This window comes from Aquimarina sp. AU58 (assembly GCF_900312745.1).
Taxonomy (GTDB): Bacteria; Bacteroidota; Bacteroidia; order Flavobacteriales; family Flavobacteriaceae; genus Aquimarina; species Aquimarina spinulae.
The window spans coordinates 91,662-104,129 of sequence record NZ_OMPD01000008.1 but is presented as its reverse complement, the minus strand read 5'-3'; the positions used below and the strand labels follow the sequence as shown (position 1 = coordinate 104,129).

The 12,468-nt window shown below is 32.4% G+C and carries 9 protein-coding genes; 3 read left to right on the top strand and 6 right to left on the bottom strand.

Features of this window, described 5'->3' with window-relative positions:
• Positions 1-21: 21 nt before the first annotated feature.
• Positions 22-2,274, bottom strand: a complete 2,253-nt coding sequence (locus DK441_RS04835; protein WP_109097743.1) for a S9 family peptidase — start codon at positions 2,272-2,274, stop codon at positions 22-24.
• 303 nt (positions 2,275-2,577) lie between these two features.
• Entirely contained in the window at positions 2,578-4,020 is a 1,443-nt protein-coding gene (locus tag DK441_RS04830; RefSeq protein WP_109097742.1) for a glycosyltransferase family 2 protein, read from the bottom strand.
• Positions 4,021-4,584: 564 nt separating this feature from the next.
• Between DK441_RS04830 and DK441_RS04825 the strand changes: the two genes are divergently transcribed.
• The 3 genes from DK441_RS04825 (at position 4,585) to DK441_RS04815 (ending at position 6,817) form a co-directional block, all read left to right on the top strand.
• Positions 4,585-4,929 carry a DUF4345 family protein gene (locus tag DK441_RS04825; RefSeq protein ID WP_109097741.1) on the top strand — a complete coding sequence of 115 codons (345 nt, stop codon included), beginning with the start codon at positions 4,585-4,587 and terminating at the stop codon, positions 4,927-4,929.
• The gene (locus DK441_RS04820) at positions 4,930-5,391 is read left to right on the top strand and encodes an alpha/beta hydrolase (protein WP_109097740.1); all 462 of its coding nucleotides are present in this window, start codon (positions 4,930-4,932) and stop codon (positions 5,389-5,391) included. It abuts the gene before it with no gap.
• 829 nt (positions 5,392-6,220) lie between these two features.
• The gene (locus tag DK441_RS04815) at positions 6,221-6,817 is read left to right on the top strand and encodes a Crp/Fnr family transcriptional regulator (protein ID WP_109097739.1); all 597 of its coding nucleotides are present in this window, start codon (positions 6,221-6,223) and stop codon (positions 6,815-6,817) included.
• A gap of 652 nt (positions 6,818-7,469) precedes the next feature.
• On the opposite strand, the gene DK441_RS04805 is transcribed toward DK441_RS04815, so the two are convergent.
• From DK441_RS04805 to DK441_RS26440, 4 genes are all read right to left on the bottom strand, one after another.
• Entirely contained in the window at positions 7,470-9,410 is a 1,941-nt protein-coding gene (locus DK441_RS04805) for a T9SS type A sorting domain-containing protein (RefSeq protein WP_160111955.1), read from the bottom strand.
• A gap of 222 nt (positions 9,411-9,632) precedes the next feature.
• Complete coding sequence (locus tag DK441_RS04800) at positions 9,633-10,613, bottom strand: hypothetical protein (RefSeq protein ID WP_235015709.1); 981 nt, start codon at positions 10,611-10,613, stop codon at positions 9,633-9,635.
• A 127-nt stretch (positions 10,614-10,740) separates the two neighbouring features.
• Positions 10,741-11,745 (bottom strand): AraC family transcriptional regulator, encoded by a 1,005-nt coding sequence (locus tag DK441_RS04795; protein WP_109097735.1) that lies wholly within the window; start codon positions 11,743-11,745, stop codon positions 10,741-10,743.
• Positions 11,746-11,885: 140 nt separating this feature from the next.
• Positions 11,886-12,053, bottom strand: a complete 168-nt coding sequence (locus DK441_RS26440; protein ID WP_160111954.1) for a hypothetical protein — start codon at positions 12,051-12,053, stop codon at positions 11,886-11,888.
• Positions 12,054-12,468: the final 415 nt, after the last annotated feature.

Sequence of the window (12,468 nt, the reverse complement as noted above, 5' to 3'; positions counted from 1 at the left end):
ATGTAAATCTAATATTAACCTTTATTTTCCTCCACTCGGTAAATTCGTTTTAAGGTAATGGGTTAGTGTTTCACGTAAGTGTCTAGAGGTGTTTTCTCCTTCATAGATACCATGAGATCGGTTAGGGTATGATACCATAGAGAATATTTTGTTATGGCGGATAAGTTCATTAGCGAGTACTTCTATACTTTGATAATGAACATTATCATCACCTGTTCCGTGAATCAGTAATAAATCTCCTTTAAGATTTTTGGCAAAATTAACAGGAGAGCCTTTTTCATAACTATCGGGCATGAGTTGTGGTATTCCAGAATATCGTTCCTGGTAGATATTGTCATATAATCTTTGATCAGATACCGGGGCTACTGCCATTCCCATTTTATAGATTTCGGGATATCTGAATAAAGCATTAAGTGTCATAGAACCACCACCGCTCCATCCCCAAATACCAATACGATCCGGGTCTACAAAATCAAACATTTCAATAATCTTTTGTGTCCCTTGTGCCTGGTCTGAAGAAGAAAGAACACCAATTTGTCCATACACACATTTTCTCCATTCTCTTCCTTTAGGTCCGGGAGTCCCGCGATTATCGATACTCATTATAATATACCCTTGCTGGGATAGCATGGTATGCCATAAATAGTTACTTCCGCCCCAGGAATCTAATACAGTTTGGGACCAGGGTTCACCATATACATGAAATAACACAGGGTATTTTTTTGATGGATCAAACCCTATAGGTTTGATCATATAGGCATCTAGTGATGTGCCATCATCTAATGAGATCTTAAAAAACTCTTGTGGATTGTGATCTATAGCCGCTATTTGTTTTTTTAGCTTTTGGTTAGAGACCAAAGTTTTAATCACTTTGTGATCGGGTAAAGAAATAATATCGGTAGTAGGGGGAAGGCCAGATTTAGAATAAGTATGTTGAGCAAATTTTCCGTTTGGAGCAATACGATATCGATGCGTTCCTGGTTGATCTTTGGGTGATAGTCTTTCTGCTTTTCCTTTTTTATTAAGTTTAGTTCTATACAGATATCTTTGTGTAGCATTTTCTGGACTTGCCATATAGTATAACCATCCGTTTTTTTCGTCGATTAGTTCAATATTAATCATATCTGAATCGATAGGAGATACCTGAGTTTCATTACCATCTTTAACAAGGTAAAGAGCTTTCCATCCGCTTTTTTCACTTACCCATGTAAATGTACTGGCATCCTCTAGATATTTAAAATCATCTACCGCTTCTAACCAGGCAGTTTCTTTATCTTCATAAATTACCTGAGTATTCCCATCCAGAGCATTGCAAAGTGTTACTTTATTATGGTTTTGTGCTCTGTTGAGGTGTTGCAGAAGTAATGATTTAGAATCTGGTTTCCAAATCATCCGAGGGACATATTGATTACTGGCATCTCCCGGTAATTTCATCCAGGTTGTAGCTCCTCCCGATGCATTAACGACTCCAACTTTTGCTTCAGACGGTTTTTCTCCTGCTTTAGGATACTGTACTGGTATCGTATACGAATAGATAGAATCTGTAGTATTGATCATAAGAAAATTCTTGATCTTACTGGCGTTAATTCTCCAGTATGCAATCTTGCTACCATCGGGACTCCATCTAAAACCATCTCTGCAAGAGAATTCTTCTTCATATGCCCAATCAAAGGTTCCGTTAATGATTTTATCTGTTCCGTCTGTTGTTAATGCAGTGATATTTCCATCGATTAGTGATTCGATATAAATATTGTGCTCTCTTACATATCCTACCTTATTTCCATCTGGAGAGAACTTGGCAAACATAAGCGAAGATGATTTTGCTTTTGCTCCTCCCAGTTTGGTTAGTTTTTTTGTTTTTAAGTGTAATACCCAATAATCTCCTTTAGTGTTATACCTCCATACTCTAGAAGAGTTGGTAAAGAATAAGACTTTACTTTTATCGGTAGACCAGGTATAATTTTCTATACGAAGCGGAGTATCTTTTCCTTCGGGAATCATCCACTTTGCAGGAATTAAGATACTTTGTTCTCCTGTTTTAGTATCTGTTTTAATAATATCATAATACCCTTTGTTTTCTGAAGAAGCTACTAATGTGGTATAGGAATCCCCTCCTTCGAACCATTTTAAAGTTTTTGATCGTTCTGAAGAAAAGTCTCTGCTACTAAAGATTTGTTCTAGTGAAAGTTTTGATTGTTGTGCAGATAAGATGCTTACATTCAGCATAACAAAGAATATGCAGCAGACCTTTTTGATCGTATTACAATGTATCATTAATCGGAAGTTTAATTTTAAAGAAATGTTCAATTTGGTGATTTCTCAAAGATATAGTGATATCGTATAGATTTTGCACTATAAGTTAACTAAACATGATACTATATTATCTTTTTCGGTATTGCTTTGTTGAAAAATCGGAGAAAATAATACTTTATCTCTTAGTTCAATTTTATTTCAGCATATAAAAACCCTTTTAAAGATTCACTTCAATTCAGCTTAGAAGGATCATTATAGAGTGTTATTTCACTTTTTTTAGAAGTTTGGTTTTATTAAGAATTCGATATCCTATCCTATAATAGATTAAGATGATACAGCAACGACCTGTTGTTTCTTTAATTCCTCATCGTTTAAGTCTCGGGTCAACCAACCACTTCTGCCAGCAGTGGCTATTGCATAAGGAGTAATCCAAAATAACGTAAAGGCATAAAAAACACTATATGGATAAGCCCAAAAAGATTCTGAGATAGTATGCTTTTTGGCATAAAATAAAGCTTGTATACTCGAAAAAACCAGTATACTCACCAATGTAGAACTAAGGAATAATAGTGGATATGTACATATAAAAAATAACATTAACAACGTAGCTGGATAGGCAGCTATCATTTTTAACCATTGGTTTAAGAGTAGTACTCGGGTACCAATTTTAGATCCTTTTCTAAAATTTGTAAAGGCAAATTTACTCATTGCAATATTCTCTCGAATGTTACTTCTCTCCCAACGGATAAACATTTTTGATAGGTTTTTGTAGCGCTCTGGAGTGTTGGTATAAACGTATGCCTCACGCTGAAAAAATACTTTATAACCTTGTTTCAAAATCATATTAGTCATTGCACGATCTTCACCAATTTTTGAAACTTCCCCCATAAATGTTTGATTAATCCAGTCTTGAAGACAATTGAAGACTGCTTCTCTACGATAAGCAGATAAAGCACCTGGTGTACATAATACAGAACCTAATCTACTTTGTGCAGAACGGATAAATTCGAAACTAAAGGCAAAACTCACATTTAGCATACGTGGAATTACAGCTTTTTCTCTGTTTAATACACGTACATTTCCTGCCACTGCCCCACACTCTTTATTTACAACAAAAGGACTGGCCATTAGGCGCAACGTATCTTTTTTAACTATAGAATCACTATCAACAGTTATAAATACTTCTCCTGTTGCTAAATTGAATCCACGGTATAATGCGTGTCTTTTTCCTTTGTTTTTAGGTTGTTGGTAAATCGAAACACGATCGCCTAATACTTCTTTAGCTTTTTGCATCCATTGCCAGGTATTATCCTGGCTTCCGTCGTCAATAGAAATCAACTGTAATTTTTCTTTCGGGTAATCACTTTCAGCAAGACTAAGTAAGGTTTTATAAACCAATTCTCCTTCATTATAAGCTGGTACGATGACTGTACAAGAAGGTAATTTGTTATATGATACTGGTTTAATGACTTTATAGCGTAGGTATAAAAACAGTATATAAATTAAAAAACTAATTTTAAGAGTAAGCAGCACGATACCAGTGATCATTAAGGGGGTTCCCCAGGCGGTATTCATTCTTTCTAAATATACTTTTTCAAAATGAGGTTGTAAGAAATAAAATAAAGATGCACCTCCAAATATTAATAGAAATGTTGCTATTAGAATGAGGGGTGATGATATTTTTGAGATAAATTTTTCTAGAAGAGTAAGGGTGGTGTTTATAGGTGTTATTGTCTCCGAAGATTCACAAGATGTTGATTGCTTCATGTATGTTTTCTTAAATTCCTCGTGAGAAAAGACAATATTGATGCCATTTTAGATAGGATTTGAATAACAAGTGTTTAGGCGGTTACTCTAATTTACTAGATGTAGAGATTTTACACACTTGTGTGTATTTATACGTCATTATTGCATGAAATTAAGTGTGATGAATGTGTTTTTGTTAGCAAAAAGACCTAGCCTTATTTATATAAATGGGGGTAGAAAGACTTGTTTTCTCTTAAAAAAAGTTCACATATTTTATATTAATCCCAAGATGACTTTACAACTCTTAATTCTAATAGTAAGGAGTTGCTAAAAAGAATGCAAATACAATTGTATTGAACAAATCCAAAAAAAGTAATTATTTGTTCCTAAACCAAAAAAATAAGAATTACATCGAAAATAATTATCATGGATTATTTAAAGGAAACACACTAACAAAACTATGTTAGTAATGTATAAGGGAATAAAAATATGTAATGTAAATTTTTGAGGCTATACTTCTTAACCTAAGTCAATGATTTTGTGAGTCTTTAGTGTTTTATTTGTAGGTATTAAATACAAAATAAAATGGAAGACATATTGCATATGGCTGGAGCTCTGTTTACCGCTTTTTTCGGAGTATTAGCTATTGTAAAACCTAAGCTAATGGCAGCAATTGTAGGAATAACCCCAAAAGGAAGAAGAGGAATCTCAGAAATTAGAGCGGTTTATGGTGGTTGGATGTTTGGTTTAGGTAGCTATGCTATGTGGAGTCAATCATTAGATGTTTTTTACTGCCTGGGAATTGGCTGGTTAGGAGCAGCTCTTTTTCGTACGGTCTCATTTGTTATTGACAAAAGTTTTTCTGGTCAAAACCTGAGAATGGTGTTTTATGAGCTTCTTTTTGCGATACTTTTTTTAATCAAAATCTAAATGATGAAGTTTAAAAAAAGTTTTAGAACACTAGAACGAATCTCTCCCAAATTAACAACTAAAATTGCTTTTCAATATATCTCAAATCCACGAATTAAGAAGATTAGACCTTTTGAGAAAAACGTTTTAGAATACGCGAAAAGAAGCAATTTAAAATTTAAGGATTTTGATATTGTAGTCTATGAATGGGGAGAAGGAGAAAAAGTAGTATTACTTGTACATGGTTGGGAAGGAAGAATATCAAATTTTGGAGCTATAATTCCTGTGTTGATAGAAAAGGGATATAAGATTATTGGCTTTGATGCACCATGTCATGGAAATAGCTCAAAAGGGAAAACTATTTTTTTTGATACTTCTGAATTGATTGAAATATTTCTAAAAAAAAACAGATATGATCTTATTGTAACCCATTCTATGGGTAGCGTGATGACCTTAATGGTAATGAGTAAACAACTTGTTTAAACTTTTTTTTAGGCTTTGCCTAAATGATTTCATAGTAAAAATGCCGAATTTACTGTATAATGCCCCTTTAATATTGATACTTGAATTAATTCTAATTTTTTGGTGAGTCTTGGTTATATACAGAAACTTGTTTCAGTATACAAGTAAATGTTTTAGATTGAATATTTCTTTGGTTTACTCCTTAGGTTATTTATTTAGTCTGGAAGTAAAAGGATCGAAGAGAATATTTGTATATGGAAACTATGGTGTATAAAGATAATATATATCAAAACAATGTCGTTTTTTTACAATAGAAAGAGTATATATAATACGAAATTTGTAAAAATAAATTTAGTGAAGAAGATAAATTAGAGAGATTATCAACCTGTTCGAAGAGAACAATAGAAAAACTGAAGAAATTCATAGCAAATATTATTAGTCATGAAATACAAAGAAAATTAGTTTCTTTCTTTTTCAGAATTGAAGATGCTGACAAGGCCTGAGTTCAATGAATTGAATGTAATTTTATAACTATACTCTATAAAGAATAATTAAATGGTAGAATTAGAAAAGTTAGCGAAAAAATATTAAGACACTCATAACAAACAATGTTTTAATACATCAAAATTGAATTATACAATTTTTAAAAAACACATCCCATTTTTAAATCAAATAGCAAAAGTAAACAATAGTGAGGGTCGCCATATTCGGTTTTTATAAAAAATATAATTCGAGAAATTAGGAGTAAAAAAATAGATTGAAGCATTAGAATACTATTCTAAATTAGATAAAAATACTGAAAAACTATCTTTCTTAAATTTATAAAAGAGGGTTAAAAACACCAAATGATATGAATCCTGAAGCTTTAGATCAAATGTTAAGTAACGGTTCGTTTACAAAGGAACAAATTGATACTATAAAAAATAAACACTTTTCTATAACACTAAAATCTAATGAAATACTCCTTCCTCAAGGAAAAGTATGTGATTTTGAAGCTTTTTTGGTAAAAGGACTTTTAAGGAGCTATTATACAATTGAGGGAAATGAAAGAATCATTCAGTTTTTTAAGGAAGGAGATTGTGTTGGAGATTTTAAAAGTTATTTATCACAAAAACCTTCGAAACTTACAATTCAAGCTATAGAAGATTGTGAATTCTTTATGTGTTTTAAAAAAGACCTGGATGATTTAACATATAAAATCCCTAGTTGGAATAGCTATCGAAAAAGATTTTACGAAAACTTATTCATGATAATGGAAAATATTACCGAGTCAATATTAACAACTTCCCCAGAAAAAAGATACACAACTTTATTAAACCAAACTCCAGAGTTAATTAATAGAATTCCTCAGTATTATATTGCTCAATATGTAGGAATAAAACCTGAAAGCCTGTCCCGCCTAAAAAGAAGAATTATACGAAAAAAAATATTTAACTCAAATAAATAAGTAATTATAAAATTGAGATAGTTATTTCTTCTCAAAAACACACTTTTGTTATAAAACAAAAATATAAATAAAATTATTGTTTGTAATACCAGTATAAAATATCAATTATGGTTATCATTTAGGATAGAAGGAGGTATTTTTGGGATTAAGTTTTTTACCTTTTTTATCATTTTAGTTGTATTTGTTTTCATCATTCTGTTAGTATAATACTCATATGCTTTTTTCCTACTTTTTAATTTTAATATCGACACCTTTGGTTTATAGGTCAAGTTGATTTTCTTTTTTTATATTTAGTTTATTAGTGAAACTCAGTTTTGAAAAATTGCGTAGCAATGTATTCAAAATAGACAGTTAAGCTAATTCCGTTTTCTCAGCGGAGTTTTAGGTTTAATACCTCGAAACTTACTTTGGAGGTCTAAAAAATGTTTTCATTTGGATGCTTGTAGGTTTGTCCCAAGAATATTTACTCATAAACCTTAGTGTCATCATAAAGATACTCATCAAATTTGAAGGGAGTTTAGTTTGATTGCCCACCATCGCTCCCTCCCTGCAAAACCAAGCCCCGACATAATCGGGGCTATTCATTATTTTTATACAACGAACAACCTGGTCGTTTACTGGATACACTAAATGTGCTATCAAAGTATAAGATTTAGTACTTTACTATTTTTTTTGTGATAACATCATCATTTGTTTTGATTACTATAGTGTATACTCCATTTTCCCTATGTGAAAGGTCCATATTAATTTCATTGGATTTAATATTTCTTTTACTATTTACAACTTTGCCCATTATGTCTAATAGTGTTATGTCATAGTTATTTTTACCATCTATCTCTTGAAGATAAAGTGTAAATTTTCCTGTAGTGGGGTTAGGGTAAATACTAGGAAGATTCTTGCCGTCTACCGTTTCATATTTGTTAGATGCTATTGTATTTCTTGATCTACGATCAGGGGTATCAGTATCATCTCTTTCATCGAAATAATAAAAATAATCTTCAACCGGTTGGACGATATCATGTGGTCTAAATTTATCTATGTTTACTCCCTTTATATACTCCGCAGAAGGATTGTTTCTATATTCTCCCTCTTCAGAACATTCAAAAGGAGCTATTTTGGCATGAAAATCAGCTCCATTATAAGCGGTAAATCCAGGCTTAAGGGTGATTTCATAACCGGCATGATAAGTTACTTTAGCATTATTATTAATCACGTTAGTAGCTACAAGAGTATTAAAGTAATTTAATTTAAGTGGCCAAGTTTGGGTGCCGAATATTCCATTTGGTAATGTAACAGTAATATGATTATCAATCAAATTAACCGCATTGTACAACTCATTTTTTACGGTATAATATAAATTGTGGTACATCATATAATCCAATCCAGGGTATTCGCCAGGAAAATGATTATGCTCTGTTCCTCCTCTTCTTTTAGGATGAATCAGACGATCTGGAGTAGACCATTCAAAGTGTGCTGAGTTGTGTGTAGAACTACCTTCTGCCCAATTATACATATAAGGCCCTTCACAGGGTGCTGCATTCAAGAGATCTACATAGTTATTGTTATTAAAAAGGTTTGTCCCTCCATGAAGTACTTGTTTAACCAAAGGAACATGTTGAAAGTCTCTAGCAGCACAACCAGCATAATCGGCAATACCAAGACCACCCATCATAGCTCGTAATATCGCATACATATGGGCATTATCATTAGATGATATATATATACCAGTACTAGGAACTCCTAACCACAATCCCATCCCCAATAACGGAGCTACAGAGAATACATTATGGAATTCATTACATAACGTAGTATTTCCTGACATCTCACAAGATATAGAAGCTAATGCATAGCAAAAAAGTGTTACGTCTTGCCCCAAATTTACAGGGGCTTCTGTAACAGGGTTAATAATTTTCCAGTTATAAAATTCTCCTGCTCCCCACGACTTACCGCTAATATGTCTGACAATCCTACGCAATATTTTTTTGCTCTCTTCCCTGATTGAAATTTCCCCATCCTGAAAAGCCTCCCCGTTAAAATCCACCTGAGGAGGAATAAATCTTTGGATCATATATATCCCCAAGACGATATAGTATACCTGATCCTGGCTCATTTGATTCGCTTCGCGATGGGGGTCATTGGGGTCTCCGGGGTCAGCCCCAATCAAGACCTCCCAGTCCGAATCAACCTGCTCGTTTAAAAGAGAAGATTGTGAGGGTACAATAGATTGCGTAAAGTGTTCCGAGTTATCCGCTACAAAGGAGGGAGGTACGTCATCTCTCACAAAAAAACCATTAAGATCATCTTCTTGGGGAGTAGGATACCCGTTAACACTTTGCCCATTCTGTAAATCACGGTAAGGACTTTCTGCATTTTCATCTAAGCGATTAATCGCATGCAATGTATAATACAATTGCTCTAATGTATTTTCTGTGCTTTGATTATTACTGGCCAGCATATGATATTCCATTGCTAGAATAGACATATAATACCCAAGATTAATTGTCTGATCACCAAACATCAAAGCACCATCGGGGGTATGTATTCCTCTTTGGTTAGCAATCTGTGAAGCTCCTTGTTCCTTACCTGTTTTCATAAAATTTTCTTGCAGGCGAAACCTATAATACCAGTACTTCTTGTGGTTCAGCGAATGGGTTTGCGCTGATAACCATTGTGGAAGCAAAAGGAATATGTATAGTATAAATATTATTTGTGTTTTTTTCATTTTTAGTTTAATTATGCTGATTACACAAAACACGCATTGATGATGATCATCTTCAGGTGTTTCTCTACTATATATTGCATATCACCAAATTGCCTATTTAGGTGTTTTTCTTTCTTGGTCTTGTTGTATCGTATTAGGCATCAATGTTGCTATTTTATCCTCCAGTAATTTGGTTTTCTTGTTTTGCTGTATCACATATAGAGTAAGTTCTTCAATTTTTTGTAAAAGTAGTGCGTTCATTTCGCCTAGATTAATACCGTCTTTTTCTATTTCTCTTGCAGACGGTACTTTGGGTAGGTGGGCATTTTTATTGATGTAGGTTTCTACCTGTTCTAAATCCATTAAGTCATACTTCTTATTGAATACAAAATCGGGCCAATTGCCATGTAATTTAACCTTTATCTCTTCGGCGATCATATTTCCTTTTACTGCGAATTTATAGCCTTTAGAATTATCAGTACCGATACTTACATTGCCATTATCTGAAATAAAAAGAAGGTGTGTAGTCTGGTGACCACCATTCTGGTTTGGTTTCCAAAAATTCAATCCTCCTTTAGTATATTCCATCCCAAAATGTCCATACGGAGCTCCTGAAGTAGCTCCTAGTAACAATGATGCCCGTAGACCATCAATTAGTTCAAAACCTTTCACATGTAGATCAATTTTTTCAGGATTATTGTCAGTGATGACTACCCGTTCCTTATTTAATAAAGGATCATCATGAGATACCCCTATTCCCACATTACCATTTTTTTTAACCACCATTTTAGTAGAATAATTTCCTGATGAACTTGTTTCCTGTCTGATTTCAAAAATACTTTTATTAATAATAAAAGCCCCATTAGGAGGAAGAGATGGAATAGGATAGGTAAGCCTCAATCCAGATTCATTTTCGACCAAAAAGTTATGATTAATTTTAACATCCAGTTTGGCTTTTGGAGCAGAGGTACCTACACCTACATTTCCGGGTACACGGTATATATTTGTTCCGCCTGAAGAGGTGTTCCATTGTGCAAATAAGTTCCCTGTAATCCAAAGCAATAATAATCCGGTCAATAAATATTTTTTTTCCATAATTTATAGAATAAGTAATTAAATAATTAGAGTTTTATTACTGAATAGATGATCTAATTCAGTTAGACAAAAATCGTAAGTCATTAGAAATTAGAAATGTCCAAAAAGAATTGATTTATGTCCGGCTTTACTTACGAGAATTCAAAGTACCTGGCCTTACACCGAATTTTTTCATAAAAGCTCTAGAAAAAGAACTTACACTACTATAGCCCACAGAATAAGCTGCTGTATTTACATCTTCTTGATCAGAAACCAGCAATTCTTTGGCTTTTAGTAACCTATAGTCCTGCAAAAATCGAATAGGAGTAGTGTTCAGTTCACTTTTAAATAAATGAATAATATCATCTTCACGTATTTCATACTTTTTTGATAAAACAATTAAGGAAGGTGTAGTAAAGATATCTGCTTTAATGTCATCACAGATGCGAGCTAACAAACTTATATTTTCAAGTTTCTTCCTATGTTTCTGCCCTTCATCAATACTAAACTCACCTATGACATAAGATACTAGCTTATAAAACCAACTTTCTATATATAGCTGATGAGAAACATCTTTTTTAGGCTCAAATTTTTCAAGTTTTAATTCAAGATATAGGTTATGAGACATGGGACTGATCTTATAAAGCTTGTTTTTTTTCAAAAAAACTTCTTTTATTCCTACAGGAAGTAAATTCACTCTTTCTCCCAAAAAACCGATAAAAGAATTTATGCTAAATGATATCGCTACTATTTCGTGTGGAGTATTTTTATTGGGAGTGATATTCCATAAACTTATCCTTTCTATTATCTTACAAAAAGCAAAATTACCTTTGATAAGTGTTTTCTTCTCTCCATATTCATTATACCAGTTAATACAGCCTTCTAAACAAAAAATAAAACAGATCATATCAGTATCATTTTTTTTTTCAATAGTTAACTCTTTATTAAATAAAACATCGAAATAATATAGGTTTATTTCATCCCTTATGGGGAGATTTATAATAGTTCCATTACCCATTAGGTTATCATTAAATACTGATTTTTTTTGAGAAAAGTTTAAATCACTCATCTTTCTATCTGCAGATTGGTTTACATTATTTGCCTGAAAAAAAGAAATGTAATCTTCCCATTTGATATAATTTATTTTGTTCATTAAAAAAAAATTAACTCATACAAATTATAGATAAACCTAAACAGCTCGATACTACTTTTGGTACAAAAGAGGACAGCTAAATACAGTGGGTAAAGAGTCTCTATTAACTTAGAGACTCTTAAGTGTTTCAGTATACAAATTTAGCACTGATATGCAGGATCATTTGCTAAAAAAGGATACCTGGAAAGCCACAAAATAGGATTAGTACAAAATTGACTTACAGTGGGGATATGTCCTCCTTGAATTATTTTTTGCTGTACTTTGCTAAGTGTTTCTACTTCATTTAGACTTTTTATTTTGTTTAACATTTTTTTTAATTTAATTGTTATTAATTAACTACAGACATTTATAGACACCTATAGCCTATGTCTTTTTTAATAGTATATGCATATAAGAGAAGTAAAGAAAATGACTTTATACGAAATATGCATTGACTTGAGTTATGAAAGTAGTATAGTCCTAAAAGTATTTTTGGATGGGTTATATTATCAATATTAGAAGTTTTTTTAGAGTATCATTCTACCACTAACATTTGTATGAGTAAAAACATTTCTTATTCTTCCAATACTTCGCAAATCCTCGAACATTGATTTGTCAATTTCTATGGTTAATAAAACTTTGATCTTTCTACTATAATGTATAACACTACTATGCAATGTAAGGTTATCAAAAGAAAATGAGAGGTAAGTAGAGGGCTTTTTTAATAAAATGTATGATACATTA